The sequence below is a fragment of the Blochmannia endosymbiont of Camponotus nipponensis genome (genome assembly GCF_009827135.1).
Taxonomy (GTDB): domain Bacteria; phylum Pseudomonadota; class Gammaproteobacteria; order Enterobacterales; family Enterobacteriaceae; genus Blochmanniella.
On the sequence record NZ_CP046534.1, the window covers coordinates 394,883 to 411,717 of the forward strand.

Annotated in this window: 14 protein-coding genes and 1 tRNA gene; 5 read left to right on the top strand and 10 right to left on the bottom strand. The window is 30.7% G+C overall.

Annotated features, from left to right (window positions below):
* The first annotated feature begins 24 nt into the window (after nt 1–24).
* From rnpA to mnmE, 3 genes are all read left to right on the top strand, one after another.
* Complete coding sequence (gene rnpA / locus GN161_RS01665) at nt 25–372, top strand: ribonuclease P protein component (protein WP_159714971.1); 348 nt, start codon at nt 25–27, stop codon at nt 370–372.
* Nucleotides 351–2,270: a membrane protein insertase YidC gene (gene yidC / locus GN161_RS01670; RefSeq protein ID WP_159714973.1), complete on the top strand. Its 1,920-nt coding sequence runs from the start codon at nt 351–353 to the stop codon at nt 2,268–2,270. The genes rnpA and yidC overlap by 22 nt, the downstream gene beginning before the upstream one ends.
* 79 nt (nt 2,271–2,349) lie before the next feature.
* Nucleotides 2,350–3,774: a tRNA uridine-5-carboxymethylaminomethyl(34) synthesis GTPase MnmE gene (mnmE, locus tag GN161_RS01675; RefSeq protein ID WP_159714975.1), complete on the top strand. Its 1,425-nt coding sequence runs from the start codon at nt 2,350–2,352 to the stop codon at nt 3,772–3,774.
* 225 nt (nt 3,775–3,999) lie between these two features.
* On the opposite strand, the gene glmU is transcribed toward mnmE, so the two are convergent.
* The 10 genes from glmU to mnmG all read right to left on the bottom strand — a co-directional run bounded on the left by glmU (nt 4,000) and on the right by mnmG (nt 14,538).
* Nucleotides 4,000–5,388 carry a bifunctional UDP-N-acetylglucosamine diphosphorylase/glucosamine-1-phosphate N-acetyltransferase GlmU gene (gene glmU, locus GN161_RS01680; RefSeq protein WP_159714977.1) on the bottom strand — a complete coding sequence of 463 codons (1,389 nt, stop codon included), beginning with the start codon at nt 5,386–5,388 and terminating at the stop codon, nt 4,000–4,002.
* A 109-nt stretch (nt 5,389–5,497) separates the two neighbouring features.
* Nucleotides 5,498–5,932 carry a F0F1 ATP synthase subunit epsilon gene (locus GN161_RS01685; RefSeq protein ID WP_159714979.1) on the bottom strand — a complete coding sequence of 145 codons (435 nt, stop codon included), beginning with the start codon at nt 5,930–5,932 and terminating at the stop codon, nt 5,498–5,500.
* A 40-nt stretch (nt 5,933–5,972) separates the two neighbouring features.
* On the bottom strand, nt 5,973–7,361 hold the full coding sequence (gene atpD / locus GN161_RS01690; RefSeq protein ID WP_159714981.1) for a F0F1 ATP synthase subunit beta: 1,389 nt from the start codon (nt 7,359–7,361) through the stop codon (nt 5,973–5,975).
* A 30-nt stretch (nt 7,362–7,391) separates the two neighbouring features.
* Entirely contained in the window at nt 7,392–8,261 is an 870-nt protein-coding gene (gene atpG, locus GN161_RS01695; protein WP_159714983.1) for a F0F1 ATP synthase subunit gamma, read from the bottom strand.
* Nucleotides 8,262–8,289: 28 nt separating this feature from the next.
* Nucleotides 8,290–9,831 (bottom strand): F0F1 ATP synthase subunit alpha, encoded by a 1,542-nt coding sequence (gene atpA, locus GN161_RS01700; protein ID WP_159714985.1) that lies wholly within the window; start codon nt 9,829–9,831, stop codon nt 8,290–8,292.
* Nucleotides 9,832–9,867: 36 nt separating this feature from the next.
* Nucleotides 9,868–10,413: a F0F1 ATP synthase subunit delta gene (locus GN161_RS01705; protein WP_159714987.1), complete on the bottom strand. Its 546-nt coding sequence runs from the start codon at nt 10,411–10,413 to the stop codon at nt 9,868–9,870.
* Entirely contained in the window at nt 10,414–10,896 is a 483-nt protein-coding gene (atpF, locus tag GN161_RS01710; protein WP_159714989.1) for a F0F1 ATP synthase subunit B, read from the bottom strand.
* 59 nt (nt 10,897–10,955) lie between these two features.
* Nucleotides 10,956–11,195 (bottom strand): F0F1 ATP synthase subunit C, encoded by a 240-nt coding sequence (gene atpE, locus GN161_RS01715; protein WP_159714991.1) that lies wholly within the window; start codon nt 11,193–11,195, stop codon nt 10,956–10,958.
* Between the two features lie 48 nt (nt 11,196–11,243).
* Entirely contained in the window at nt 11,244–12,056 is an 813-nt protein-coding gene (atpB, locus tag GN161_RS01720) for a F0F1 ATP synthase subunit A (RefSeq protein ID WP_159714993.1), read from the bottom strand.
* Nucleotides 12,057–12,639: 583 nt separating this feature from the next.
* Complete coding sequence (gene mnmG, locus GN161_RS01725) at nt 12,640–14,538, bottom strand: tRNA uridine-5-carboxymethylaminomethyl(34) synthesis enzyme MnmG (RefSeq protein ID WP_159714995.1); 1,899 nt, start codon at nt 14,536–14,538, stop codon at nt 12,640–12,642.
* Between the two features lie 652 nt (nt 14,539–15,190).
* Here mnmG and GN161_RS01730 point away from each other — a divergent pair.
* Together GN161_RS01730 and GN161_RS01735 are read left to right on the top strand one after the other, a co-directional pair.
* A tRNA-Ile gene (locus tag GN161_RS01730) sits at nt 15,191–15,265 on the top strand.
* Between the two features lie 361 nt (nt 15,266–15,626).
* Nucleotides 15,627–16,520, top strand: coding sequence for a homoserine O-succinyltransferase (locus tag GN161_RS01735; protein ID WP_159715536.1), 894 nt, complete (start codon nt 15,627–15,629; stop codon nt 16,518–16,520).
* The last annotated feature ends 315 nt before the right edge of the window (nt 16,521–16,835 follow it).

The following is a 16,835-nucleotide window of genomic DNA, read 5'->3' on the forward strand; positions in this document are numbered from 1 at the left end:
AATAAAAACTATTAATGCAACCAGATGAATAAAAAATGTTTACCTAAACAGGCACGATTGTTAAATTTAAATGAGTTTGTTTTTGTTTTTCAAAAACCAGAACGTATTAAAACAACCAAAATAACTTTATTAAGTAGACCTAATCACTTAGGATATCCTCGCATTGGATTAGCTATCTCGAAAAAATATATTAAATACGCTCATGAACGCAATAAAATAAAAAGACATATGCGCGAAACTTTTCGCGCATATCAACATAACTTATCGGCAAAAGACTTTGTGCTAACTATTCGCTCAAAAGATATTATTTATTTGACAAACAATGCACTGATAAAAGAACTTGAAAAATTATGGTATCACCATTTGCGTTAATAGAAAAAAGCATAATATGGTTAATATATGGATACCAAATCAGTATCAGCCCTATATTAGGTCATCATTGCCGTTTTAAAATAACATGTTCTCAATATGGGATCGAGTCAATACATAAATTCGGAATGTTACGAGGTATTTGTATAACATGCATGCGCATATTACAGTGTCATCCTTTAACTGTCAACAACAATAAAAAATTTAAATATTCTTCATACTCACGTATTCAGGGCATAATAAATATGGATTTACAACGTAATTTCTTTGTGACAATTTTTTTAATTGTGTCGTTTTTACTATGGCAAACATGGCAAACAGAATATCATCAAAGAATGAATGTTAAAAACATAAATATAGATGTAAACACATGCCCATTGATTCAGTCTAAAAATAATGATGAAATAAAATATATTAACAATGCCAGTCATGTGATTACAATAAAAACAGATGTACTTTTACTCAAAATAAATACTTATGGAGGAGATATTGAAGAAGCATATCTACTGAATTATCTGAAAAATTTAAACTCTAAAGAACCTTTTCACTTACTAAGTACTTCGCAAGAATTTATATACCAAACGAACAGTGGACTAATAATAGAAAATATACCAAAAGATAAATCACTTAATAATAAAAAACTATTATATACCACTAAAACCAATCAAAATATATACACACTACCAGAAAATGAAAATAAATTACAATTAAATTTAATACATCACGCCTCCAATGGAATTATATATACTAAGAATTATATTTTTAGTAGAAATAACTATTCCATATATGTATATTATACAATCAATAATATAAGTACTCACCCATTAAAAATTAAATTATTTGGTAATTTAGTGCAATCTATACACTATCCTAAATCACATGATAATAGTAACAACGAAGATAATTTCCCTTTATACTCTTATAGAGGATCAGCGTATTCTACGGATAAAAAAAAATATCAAAAATATAGCTTCAAAGATATAAAAAATATAAACTTAAATATTAATACCTCTAAAGGTTGGATAGCAATGTCACAAAAATACTTTGCGACAGCTTGGATCCCCCTCACTCAAGGAAACATTACATTTTATACTACTCATCATGACAACAATAGTGTTTCTATAGGTTTTCAATCCGATTCATTATATATTCCTACAGGAAAAAAAGGTGAACTAACATCTATATTATGGATAGGGCCAAAAATTCAAGAAAAAATGCGAGCAACAGCTCCAAATTTAGATTTAATCATTGACTATGGATGGTTGTGGTTCATTGCCCAACCATTATTTAAATTACTAAGTTTTATTTATAACTACATAGGAAATTGGGGTATATCTATTATCATAATAACATTAATTATACGTTTAATTATGTATCCCTTAACTAAAGCACAATATACTTCTATGGCAAAAATACGCATGTTACAACCTAAATTATCTTCAATACAAGAAGAATATAAACATGACAAACATCAATATCATCAAAAAACCATAGAATTATATAAAGAAGAAAAAGTAAACCCATTAGGCGGATGTTTACCTTTATTAATTCAAATGCCAATATTCTTAGCCCTATACTACATGTTATCAGGTTCTGTAGAATTGAGGCACGCTAAATTTGCTTTCTGGATTCATGACTTATCCGCTCAAGACCCTTATTATATATTACCGATCTTGATGGGAATTACTATGTTTTTTATACAAAAAATGTCACCTACTACGATTACTGATACAATACAAAAAAAAATGATGACTATCATGTTGATAATTTTTACTATATTCTTTTTATGGTTCCCATCTGGCTTAGTATTATATTATATAGCAAGCAATGTAATTACCATCATTCAACAACAAATGATTTATCAAGGATTAGAAAAAAAAGGATTACATAATAAAAAATGATTTATAATAGTATTTAAACAATCATTGAATAAGCATATTTTCATATTCCAACACGTTTTAAAGTAACAAAAAATTTTATATGAACTATTTAGTTGATACAATAGTTGCTATTTCTACCCCTCCAGGACGCGGAGGAATTGGGATTATACGAATGTCCGGAAAATCAGTTCCTACAATTATTCCTCAATTATTAGGCAAAACACCTGAACCTAGAAAAGCAGAATATTTACCATTTTTAGATACAGATGGATCCATATTAGAAAAAATAATAGCTTTATTTTTTCCTGAGCCCAATTCTTTTACGGGAGAAAACATATTAGAAATTCACGGACATGGTGGTCAAATAATTTTAGATATTTTGTTAGAACGAATTTTAAAAATATCCCCTACTATTCGAATAGCACATCCAGGAGAATTTAGTAAACGAGCATTCTTAAATAACAAAATAGATCTCATTCAAGCAGAAGCAATCGCCGACATTATTGATGCCACTTCACAACAAGCCGCCAAATCAGCGGCAAACTCTTTAAAAGGAATCTTTTCTCGTAAAATACGTATAATATCAGAACAACTTAGTACTTTACGCACATACATAGAGTCTTCTATTGATTTTTCAGAAGAAGAAATTAATATCATTTCACATGATGAAATTAAAAAAAAATTAAAAAGTATTACAAATAATATGAAACAAACATACAAATTAGCCTGTCACGGTGTTTTATTACGTGAAGGGATAAAAATAGTGATTGCTGGACAACCAAATGCTGGAAAATCTAGTTTATTTAACTCATTAATTGGAATTGACAGAGCAATTGTAAGTACAATATCTGGAACTACTCGAGATACATTACACGAATGCATTCAATTAGATGGAGTAGCGTTCCATATTACTGATACCGCTGGGTTACAAAAAAGAAGCGATAATGAAATAGAACAAATTGGCATAAAACGCGCATGGAACGAATTAAGTAACGCAGATCATATATTATGGGTAATTGATTCCAATAATAATAATAATATGAATATGGAATATCCAAATATTATCACATTACAACATGTAGAAAAAATATTATTATCAAAAAATAAAAAGATCCCCATCACAATTATACATAATAAATCTGATTTAACTAAAAATAAAACCGGAATGAGCACAATCAACAATTATACAATTATCACACTATCAGCTTTGTTTGACGATGGAATAAATTTTGTAAGAGAACATTTAAGTAAAAATATACAGTCTAAAATACAAAAAAATCATCCTTACAATTCTACTGAAAACCAAGGGAATTTTATCGCACGTAGACGTCATTTAGATGCTCTTGAAAAATCTTCCCAATATCTTCTTTCCGCTTATAATCAACTATTATCTGGTACGATAATCAATGAACTTTTTGCAGAAGATCTTAAATTAGCACATAATGAACTAAGTAAAATTTTTGGAAAATTTACCTCTGAAGACTTATTACAAAAAATATTTTCCACATTTTGTATTGGAAAATAAAAATATATTAACTTCATAAACAAACTCACATTGATTCATATAAATATATGTTCTTCAAATAACTTGATGTTACAAAGTACTTTACATACTAATACATAAAAAATTCTATACTTGGTATAATATATATTCACAATTAATATAAAAAATCAACTACATAATACAACTATAATAAAGAATAAACACAATAATTATTTCTTATACAAATGAAATAAATAAAAAATAGAATCATTTTTTCTTTTTTGATCGCTTCCAATTTAAAATAGAAAATTGTCGTATTCTACTAATGATAGTTTCACCAGCTGGCACATCTTTTGTGACTGTAGTTCCAGCTCCAATAATCGCTCTTTTTCCAATAGTTACTGGAGCTACCAATTGACTATCAGCACCAATAAAAACATTGTCGCCGATGATAGTATGATGCTTCTTAATACCATCATAATTACAAATAATAGTGCCCGCCCCAATATTGACTTGAGTACCAATATTTGCATCACCTAAATAACTAAGATGTCTAACTTTTGATCGTTCGCCCAATCGAGTATTTTTTATCTCAACAAAATTTCCCACATGACTTTTTTCTTTTAATTCAGTTCCTGGTCTCAATCGAACAAATGGCCCAACTTTACTTTGAAAACTTATTTTTGCATTTTCAATGATTGAAAATGGATATATTACTACATCATCTTCAACAACTGTATCTTTTAGTATACAACTTGCTCCTATTTTCACTCTATTTCCCAAAGACACATGTCCTTCAATAATAACATTTACATCTATATTCACATCTTTTCCATGCACTAACGTTCCTCTTAAATCAAATCTATTAGGATCAGTTATTATTAATCCCGATGATAACAAATATTGTACTTGTCTTTTTTGATACTGTCTGTCTAAATAAACTAAATCTGATTTACTGTTTACCCCCATAATTTCAAATGTGTCAGTAGAACACATAGTATGTATAACGTAACCTGACTGATAAGCTATATGGACAATATCTGTTAAATAAAATTCATTTGTTAACCTATGAGGCGTTAATGTATTTAACCAAAACTTTAAATGCCCAGAAACAGCAATAAAAATACCAGTATTAATTTCTTTAATTTGTTTTTGATCATCATTAACAATATCATCATGTTCTAAGATACTAACAACACTACCTTCTTGGTTCCGAATTATGCGTCCGTACCCATTTGGATTAGGTAATGTAGCTGTTAAAATACTTATATCACACTGTGATTTAATAGAATGTAATCGTTGTAATGTTTGATAAGAAATAAAAGGAACATCACCATATAAAATAAGCACTTCTTCACTATCACTGATAACTGGTAATACTCTCTGAACAGCATTGCCAGTCCCAATAAGCTCATCTTGTAATATCCAATATACAGGAATTTTAAACTTATCCGTATTAATGTTTTCCATTACTGCTGCCCCTTTATAACCATAAACTACATATACGGACTTAACACCAACCTGTATTACAGAATCCATCAGATGTTGCAATATAAACTTACCACCAATTTGGTATAATGCTTTTGGTGTATCAGACAACATTCTATTGCCTCTACCGGCAGCAAGAATAATTGCACTACAATTAATATGCACCATAATCTACATATCTCTTTTAATTTTTATATATAAATTAACTTATCACTAGACCGCAATACACAATTACACTCATACAAATAAAAAATTGTTTTTATGCTATAATCATTAATTACATATGATTATTTCTTTTAGTTAATTCAATCAATCTAAGTTTTGCAATAGCTTTAGATAAATCTGCAGCTATTTTAATATAATCTATATCATCACTATATCGTGTACCTTTAATATATTTCTCAGCTTTATGTTTAGCTTCTTTAGCTTTTTTTTCATCTAATTCTTCAGCGCGAATGGCTGTATCCGCTAATATTGTCACTATATTCTTCTGAACCTCAAGTATACCTCCAGATATATATATATATTCTTCATTACCACACGAATGCACTATACGTAAAACCCCCGGCTTAATCGAAGTAAGTAATGGAGCATGACCCGGAAAAATACCCATTTCACCTTCAATACCCATTATTTGAATTTTCTGAACTGCACCAGAAAATATCTGCCTTTCAACAGAAACAACGGTTAAATAATAATCATGCCTATACATATCCGTACCTTTTCAACATTGCCTGCAATATAACGACAATTTAAAACGTTTTATTTTTTTCTATAACTTCTTCTATAGTTCCTACCATATAGAATGCTTGTTCTGGAATATGATCATATTTTCCCTCTACTATTTCTTTAAATCCTCGAATAGTATCTTTTAAAGAAACATATGCTCCAGAGAATCCAGTAAACACCTCAGCGACAAAAAACGGTTGCGATAGAAATCTTTGAATTTTTCTAGAACGTAATACTATTAATTTATCTTCTTCTGATAATTCATCCATACCTAAGATAGCAATAATATCTTTAAGCTCTTGATAACGCTGTAAGATAGATCTAACACTACAAGCCACATCGTAATGTTCTTGTCCTATAATAAGAGGATTTAATTGTTGACTGTTAGAATCTAATGGATCTACCGCAGGATAAATACCAAGAGCAGCAACTTGACGACTTAAAACTATAGTTGCGTCTAAATGAGAAAAAGTAGTAGCTGGAGATGGATCAGTAAGATCATCTGCGGGGACATACACCGCTTGTACAGAAGTAATTGAACCTCGCTTCGTAGAAGTGATACGCTCTTGCAAAATACCCATTTCTTCTGATAATGTCGATTGATACCCTACTGCTGAAGGAATACGACCCAACAATGCAGAAATCTCAGTTCCAGCTAGAGTATAACGATATATATTATCTATAAACAACAATACATCATGCCCTTCATCTCTAAATTTTTCCGCCATAGTAAGACCGGTCAAAGCTACACGTAATCTATTGCCAGGTGGTTCATTCATCTGGCCATATACTAAAGCAACTTTGCTAATAACATGAGAATTAATCATTTCATGATAAAAATCATTACCCTCACGAGTACGTTCCCCAACACCAACAAATACTGAATAACCAGAATGTTCTACAGCAATATTTCGAATAAGCTCCATCATGTTTACAGTCTTTCCAACTCCTGCTCCTCCAAAAAGACCAATTTTACCTCCTTTAGCAAATGGACACATTAAATCAATCACTTTAATACCAGTAACCAAAAGTTCTTGATCAGTGGACAATTCAGAATACAACGGAGCAGATCTATGAATAGCCCATTTTTCTTTTTCTTTAATCGGTCCTTTCATATCAATTGGATCGCCTAAAACATTCACTACACGACCTAAAGTTTCCTTTCCTACTGGGACTTCAATAGGATGTTTTAGGTTAATAACTATCAATCCACGGCGTAAACCATCTGTATTGCCCATAGCAATACAGCGTACTATACCTCCACCTAACTGTTGCGCTACTTCTAATATTAACCTTTTATTAAAATTATCAATATTCACTTCAAGAGCATGGTATACAGTAGGCACCACATCTTGCTTAAACGCAACATCAACCACTGCTCCAATAACCTGGATGATTTTTCCAGAACTCATATTAATTACACCTCTAACTATATCTTCTGTTTACATTACAGAAGCTCCTGAAACAATTTCTGTAAGTTCTTCTGTAATTTTAGTTTGTCTAACTTTGTTATAAAATAATTTTAAATCATTAATAATAACTTCTCCATTATCTGAAGCAGTTTTCATCGCCATCATACGAGCAGACTGTTCACTAGCTAAATTTTCTACTACTCCTTGGTACACTTGTGATTCAATATACCGTTGCAACAAACTATTTAATAATGTTTTAGAATCCGGTTCATATAAATAATCCCAATATCTAGTACGTAACGTAGTTTTATCTACGGAAACGATCGGTAAAATTTGTAAAACTTGAGGAATCTGAGATAAAGTATTAACAAATTTATTATATGCTAAATACAATCTATCCACTTGATTATTATCATATAACTGCAACATTATCCTCACTGAACCAATGAGCGATGACATTTCCGGAGCATCTCCAATTCCATAAACACAACTGACTATCTTCATTGGTTTCATGCAATGAAAAAAAGAAGCAGCTTTTGATCCAATCATAGCTAATTTTATATTTGTTCCTAAATTATTCCATTTATCAAAATCACATAATAATTTTCTGAACAAATTAATATTTAACCCTCCTGTTAATCCTCTATCCGTTGATATTATCCAATAACCAACAGATTGAATTTTTCGTCGTTCTAAAAAATAAGAATGTTTATATTCCAATGTTCCTAAAGAAATATGATTAATAACTTTACGAATAGTTTCTGAATACGGTTTACTGACTAACATACGCTTCTGCGTTTTATAAATCTTAGAAGCAGAAATCATTTCCATAGCCTTAGCAATTTTTTGTATATTGCGTATACTATCTATTTTTCCACGTATTTCTTGTGAACCAGACATATTTTAAATCCCATAATAACAATGAAACCTACCAAGATTGGTTTAATTTAAAATTTTCAATAATACTTTTAAATTTATTTTCAATATTAATATCATATACACAACCATGATCAATACTTTTAATTAGTTCCTTTTCTGTATAAATCATATATAATACTAATGCGGATTCGAAGTGGCTTATCTTTGCAATCTCAATATCTTCTAAATAACCATATACTGCTGCAAACAGAACGATAGACTGACTTGCAATGGACATAGGCTCATATTGTTTCTGCTTTAGTAACTCGGTCACCTTTTGACCATGTTTCAATTGTTTTTGTGTAATCTCATCTAATTCTGAAGCAAATTGAGAAAAAGCAGCTAATTCACGATATTGAGCTAAAGCAGTGCGAATTCCACCAGACAACACCTTCATAATATTAGTTTGAGCAGCTCCTCCAACTCTTGATACTGAAATTCCTGGATTTACCGCAGGACGAATTCCTGAATTAAATAAATGAGATTCTAAAAAAATCTGACCATCAGTAATAGAAATAACATTAGTTGGAATAAATGAAGAAACATCCCCTGCTTGAGTTTCAATAATAGGTATCGCAGTCAAAGAACCGGTTTTTCCCATTACTTTCCCACAAGTACGTCTCTCAACATAATCAGAACTAACTTTAGAAGATCTTTCTAATAAACGAGAATGTAAATAAAATATATCTCCTGGATATGCTTCTCGTCCAGGAGGACGTCGTAATAATAAAGAAATTTGACGATAAGCTATAGCTTGTTTAGAAAGATCATCATACACAATTAAAGCATCTTCTCCAAGATCTCTAAAATATTCACCCATAGCACATCCAGCATAAGGCGCTAAATACTGCAATACAGCGGATTCAGAAGCAGATGCAAGAACTATAATAGTATTAGATAATGCATTATGTTCTTCTAATTTTTTTACAACATTAGCTACAGTTGTTGCTTTTTGACCAATAGCAACATAAATACACTTAACTCCACTATAACGTTGATTAATAATAGTATCAATCGCTAATGCAGATTTTCCAGTTTGCCTATCTCCTATAATTAGTTCACGTTGACCACGGCCAATAGGTATCATAGAATCAACACATTTATATCCGGTTTGAATCGGTTCATCTATCGATTTCCGATCAATTACACTAGGCGCAATAGCCTCCACTGGAAGATAACAAGAACATTGTAGTGCTCCTTTATTATCCACAGGAACACCTAATGTATTCACTACTCTTCCTAGCAATCCCGTTCCAACAGGAACTTGCAATATATTTCCTGTACATTTTACTACCATTCCCTCGGATAAATGTAAATATGAACCCATAACCACAGCACCGACAGAATCACGTTCTAAATTTAATGCTATAGCAAATTGATCCGAGGGCAAAGCAATCATTTCACCTTGCATTACATTTGTCAAACCATGTATATGGATCACCCCATCGCTTACAGTAGTAATGGTACCTTCGTTGCGAGTCTCACACGTTATATCAAATTGAGCAATACGTCGCTTAATTAAATTGCTAATTTCATTTGAATTTAATTGCATAATATTATTCACTTACACCTATTATTTCAACACACATTAAGACTGTAGTATGCGATTTAAGCGCAAAATACGTCCACGCATACTTCCATCAATCACAATATCATCAATACGAATCACTATTCCAGCCAGTATATCTTTATTTATTTTAGATACTAAATTCACCTTTTTAGATAAACGCTTGGTCATCATAGTAGTAATTTTGTTTAATTGTTTAGAACATAAAGGCCAAGCGGATACAACCTCTATTTCTACGGTACGCATATACATAGTATGTATATGCGTAAATTCTTTAAAAACAATTGGTAACAACCATAAACGATTATTTTCTGCCATGATATAAATTATATTTTTACTACAAATATCGATTGATTTTTGTTGATAATCTTCACAAATAGCAATAAATATATCTGACAATCTTTTTGACTCTAAACATCTGAAAAATAAAGAGTGTACTAAATCATTTTTACTTATCTTAGAAAATAAATTAAGAACTAACTCCCACTCGCTTATATTTCTTTGTTCTACCGCTATATCAAATATAGCTTGAGCATATATACGAGCAACTACAAATACACTAGACATTTAGTCCTCATACGACAACGTATTAATAATATTATCTACGAGATCTATATCAATTGTTTCGTTTATAGAATGCTCTATAATTTTCTCTGCACCCTCAATTACAAGTTTGCTCATTTGTTTTCTTAAATCATCAGCGACACGTTTTCTTTCATGAACAATCTGTTCTAATGCTTGAGATAAAATTCTATTTTGTTCCTTTTCTGCTTCATGTTTAGCATCATCAATTATTTTTACTTTATATTGATTAGCTTGTTTTATAATTTCCTGGGCTTTAAGTCTAGCTTGCGTCAAACAAAGTAAAGATTCAGCGCTAGCACGTTCAGATTCTATTTTAGCACGAGCAGCCGAAGCCAAATCGTCAGAGATCTCTTTCTGACGTTTCTCAATAGTAGACATAAACGGATACCATACATATTTCATACAAAACCAAACAAACAAAGCAAACGAAATAGCTTGCCCCAATATCGTTGCATTAAGATTCACAGCAAAAATCCTGATATTTAATAATCAATAACTAACACAATGTATCCAATGATTAATCGTTAAACTGCAGAAAACATCACATATAAACCAAGGCCCACAGTAATCATTGGTATCGCATCGACTAATCCCATAATAATAAAAAATTGAGTACGCAAAATAGGAATAAGATCTGGTTGACGCGCAGCCCCCTCTAAAAATTTACTACCTAAAATACCAATACCAATTGATGCACCAATTGCTGCCAACCCCATCATTATCGCCGCAGCTATATATAACATATCAAAACTTAAATGTTCCATAATTACCCCCTACCTACAATCCTCTGTGTTGCAATTACAGTACTTTGATTAACATGGATCATGAGCTGCCGATAGATAAACCACTGTCAACACCATAAAAATAAAAGCCTGCAGTACAACGATCAAAATATGAAAAATAGCCCATGGTAAACTCAATGTCCATTGCCCCCACCATGGTAATAAACCAGATATTAAAATAAAAATCAACTCACCAGAATACATGTTCCCGAATAATCTAAGACTAAGTGACACTGGTTTAGATAACAAACCAACAACCTCAAGAACAAAATTAACAGGAATACACATTGGATGATTAAATGGGTGATACACTAATCCTTTAATAAAACCACAAATACCATTAGTATAAATATTGTAGTAAACGATAAGTAGAAATATATTTAAAGCTATCGAAGAAGTGACATTTATATCAGCAGATGGCACAACGCGCAACGCAGGCAATCCCAATGTATATTGAGCTACAAAAGGAAAAAAATCTATAGGAAATAAATCCATAGCATTCATCAAAAAAACCCACACAAAAATCGTCATAGATAATGGTGCAATTAATTTACTTTTACCATGAAACACATCTTTTACATTACTATCAACAAATAATATTATTAATTCAATAAATGCTTGTAACTTTTTAGGGACGCCACAAGTTGCAATATTAGCTATATAACCAAAAAACAATAAAAATAAAACAGCCAACAATATTGAAAAAAAAATCGAATCTACGTTCAACACCCAAAAAGATGATATGTTCTTTGAATCTACCCATGAAAAAGTACTCAAATCAAATTGTAAATGAGATAAATGATGTCCAATATACTCCTGAACTGTATCTTTAACTCCTGACATAAACCACCTTGAAAAATATAATATTCATGTATCGTATAATAACATTAAAACAAATTACACTATGCACAAATTTACAGAAACATCCTCTATTCTGAAACAATAAAAAACGATTTAATTAAAGTCTTCATAAAAGAAATATCACATGTTCTTTATGTTAGTTATAGCATAACGAACACTGACATATTTAATGTATTCCACATATCATCAATTAAAATCAACTACAAATAACAATCTAAATTAACAAAAGTCACACAATTACCCCATATACTTATAAGATACAAATATACACCTAATATACACATTACATTTTAAAAGAATTATTTTTTTTCAACTAGTATTCATTAATAGCACATACACGTACTGCATATTGATAAATTACAAACTCTTATATAAAATAAAATACAGCTCAACAATAATCTCAATATTTTAAAAATTAAATATATTTAAATCAAATAAAATACAACCATATACATATAAACCAATTTAAAACTCATGTCCATTCAATAACATAACAACATACTAACACCCATAGTATAGACAATTCATACTTCATATTAATACAATCAACCCATCTGCAATGTAACTAACACATACTATAACTTAATAAACCTTGTTTCTTTAACCAAACTAGTAAATTAGAAATAGCTGCAGGAGTAACACCAGAAATTCTAGAAGCCTGTCCAATAGAATAAGGTTTACAATTGTTAAGCTTATATATTACTTCTTGAGACAACCCGGAAATAATATTAAAATCTATATCAATCGGCAACAATATATTCTCATTACAAATAGATTTCTCTATTTCTTCTTGTTGACGACGAATATACCCTTCATATTTTATTTGAATTTCAATTTGCTCAAATACTTGACTATCCAATATAAACGGGCCAAAAGTACCTACTTGAGATAACTTTGTATAATTAATTTCCGGTCTTCTTAATAATTCTTCACCATTTACTTCATGTACTAAAGGATTTTTAAGAAAACTGTTCAATTGCGCTATATCTGCACTATCCGGAAAAATATAAGTATTACGTAATCTTTGTCGTTCTTTCTCAATACTTTCTCTCTTAAAGCAAAAATTTTTCCATCGCGTCTCATTTATTAAACCCAATTGCCTTGCAATTGAAGTTAAACGTAAATCAGCATTATCCTCGCGTAAAGACAAACGGTATTCAGCGCGAGATGTAAACATACGGTAAGGTTCTTCAGTACCATGCGTACATAAATCATCCACAAGCACCCCTAAATATGCTTGATCTCTTCTAGGATACCATCCTGCCTTATTTTTAGAAAATCTAGCCGCATTAATTCCCGCTAACAATCCTTGAGCAGCTGCCTCCTCATAACCAGTAGTACCATTAATTTGACCAGAAAAAAACAATCCAGAAACAAATTTACTCTCTAATGTTAATTTTAAGTCACGAGGATCAAAAAAATCATATTCAATAGCATACCCTGGTCTCATTATATGAACATTTTCTAATCCTCTAATAGATCGGACCATTTTTATTTGCACATAAAACGGCAGACTAGTAGAAATACCATTGAGATAGATCTCAGGTGTTGTCAAACCTTCAGGTTCTAAAAAAATCTGATGCGCATCACGATCTGAAAAACGTATTATTTTGTCTTCTATTGAAGGACAATAACGAGGTGGAACTCCTTTTATTACTCCTAAATATGTAGGACTTTGATGTAAATTTGATCTAACTATATCATGTGTCTTTTCATTCGTATAAGTAATATAGCAAGGCACCTGTCTTGGATGCTGATTTACAGATCCAACAAAAGAAAACACAGGAACAGGATTATCACTGTATTGAGCAGATAAATGATTAAAGTTTATCCCTGTAGCATGAACACGAGGAGAAGTACCTGTTTTTAAACGACTAACTCTTAAAGACAATTCCTGTAATCGTTCCGACAACAGTGTTGACGACACTGCATCTCCAGCACGACCTCCACTAAAATTATTCATACCAATATGCATCTTACCATTAAGAAATGTTCCTGTCGTCAACACTACAGACGTAGCATGAAATTTCATTCCTATTTTTGGAGTAACAACACCAACAATCTCTTTCCCATCAATTATCAAATCTTCTACTGACGCCTGAATGATCAACAAAAACTTTTGATTTTCAAGTACATTACGCACCACCTGACGATACAAAATTTTATCCGCCTGTGCACGCGTTGCTCTAACAGCCGCTCCTTTACTACGATTAAGTATTCTAAATTGGATTCCTGCTCGATCTATAGCATTCGCCATTACTCCTCCCATCGCATCAACTTCTTTTACTAAATGTCCTTTACCCACTCCACCAACAGCTGGATTGCAAGACATTTGACCAAGAGTATCAATATTATGAGTAATTAATAAAGTAGTACACTGCATCCTAGCAGCAGCCATTGCAGCCTCCGTTCCAGCATGGCCTCCTCCAACAACTATAACATCAAAACGAGTAGGATAGAGCATATGCTAACCTCCTCACTGCACAAATAACTCCCACCTTAACAGAAACATCCTCAAAAACAGCTCCCATAACAACAAATTTATTATCCCCACAGTACAACATAGAAAACCCCAACTCCAAATACTTTGCTTTACATACATACATACATACATACATACATACATACATATATATATATACTTTACTGCCGTTTGAGCAGTATACCAATTATATTTAAAAGAATTAATAAATTCAAGAATAAAAAAATAGATTAATTATTGTTTGTTAAGGTGTTTCATTAATATTTGTTGTTTATTGATGATTAGGTGATGATATTTAATGATGGTTTTGATTGTAATGGATGATTTTAGTTGTGCAATTGAGGATTGATGTAGTAGTATAAAGAGTTAAAGATAAAAAAAATTAAAGTTGTTATTTGTTTGTTGATTTTTGTTTGGTGTTTGTAGTTGTGTTGTTGTTTTAGGTAAATATTTTTGTGTATATTATTGTAGAAAAGTAATTTGTGATTTGTGTAGGTGATGTATATATGTGTTTATGTGTATTATTATATTGAATTGATGATGGGTTTGATAATAGAATATTGATGTGTATTATAATTTTTCTTGGAGATTATGAAAGATTATATAGTTTGTTTTGTATTATTGTTAATACTACAGGCTTGTAGCTCAGTTTGGTTAGAGCGCACCCCTGATAAGGGTGAGGACGGTGGTTCAATTCCACTCAGGCCTATTTTTCTTAATATCTTATGTTGGGTAGATATTAAGAAAAATCATAATAAGAATTTTTAAAGTAATATGAATGAGTTGTAGGTTTGTAGTATCTTTTGTGTTGGTTGTATGAGTTTTAGGTATTATGTTTTAAGTTATATGTGTATTTATGTTTGGATATGGAAATTTAGGATTTTTTGTTTGTGATTTTTGATTTTTCTGTATTTTATTAGAGTATGTTTAGGGAATTTTGATTTTGTTGATTATTATTGTAAGTTCATGATGGGTTATGGGAATTTGTGATATATGTATAGTAAATTATTAATAGTTTAAAATTAATGATGTTCGATACATATATGTGTACATATCAAGGTTATGGTACTATGCCAGTTCGGGTATTAGACGAATTGCCTGCCGTGAAGCTTTTGCATAATGAAGATGTCTTCATTATGCAAAAGTCGCAGGATGCTTTTAAAGAACTCCGTTCTTTAAAAGTGTTGATTCTTAATTTAATGCCAAAAAAAATTGAGACAGAAAATCAATTTTTGCGTTTATTATCAAATTCTCCTTTACACATCGATATTCAATTATTACGTATAGATGATCGTGTTCCTAAAAATACTCCTGTTGAACATTTAAATAGTTTTTATTGTAATTTTGTAGATATTCAATATCAGAAATTTGATGGTTTGATTGTCACAGGAGCTCCTTTAGGATTAATTGATTTTTCAGATATAACTTTTTGGCCTCAAATTGAGCAGTTATTTTTATGGGCAAAAGAGCATGTCACTTCAATATTGTTTTTTTGCTGGGCAGTACAGGCGGCATTAAAAGTATTATATAACGTTCCTAAATTTATTCGTAAGAACAAATTGGTGGGAGTTTATCAACATAATATTATTAATTCTCGTATACTTTTAACAAAAGGATTTGATGAAATATTTTCGGTACCCCATTCTCGTTATTCAGATTTTCCTAAAGATTTAATTTATCAGAATACAGATTTAAAAATTTTAGCAGAATCTGATGAGGCAGGTGTATATTTACTTATTAGTCGAGATAAACGTTTAATATTTGTAACAGGGCATCCGGAATATGATGCTTTAACGTTGTCTCGAGAGTATCATAGAGATCTAGGATTGGGATTGAGTCCAACGTTGCCGGATCATTATTTTCCTCAAGATAATCCTGATTTAATCCCTAAGATAATTTGGAGAAGTCATGCGTATTTATTGTTTTCCAATTGGCTAAATTATTATGTACATCAAGTTCCATAAAATATTTAAGTTGTATTTAAATTGATAGAATGAATGATGTGATTGTTTTTGTTGATTGAAGGCAATTAATTTACAAAATTTAAATTTACAAATTATTAATATTTTGACATATTTAATTTTTAAAATTGTGTGTTAATTATTTATTGTTATTTGTATATTAAATTAGATTAGTGTTTGTTATAGAAATGTGATTAATAATGTATTTGGATATATGAGGTGTGCATTTATATAAATGTAAGAATGTTGAGTTGAATGTGTATACAAAAATTTGTATAGTGTTGGTATAAAAATAAATAGTTGTTTGTTATTTTTCAT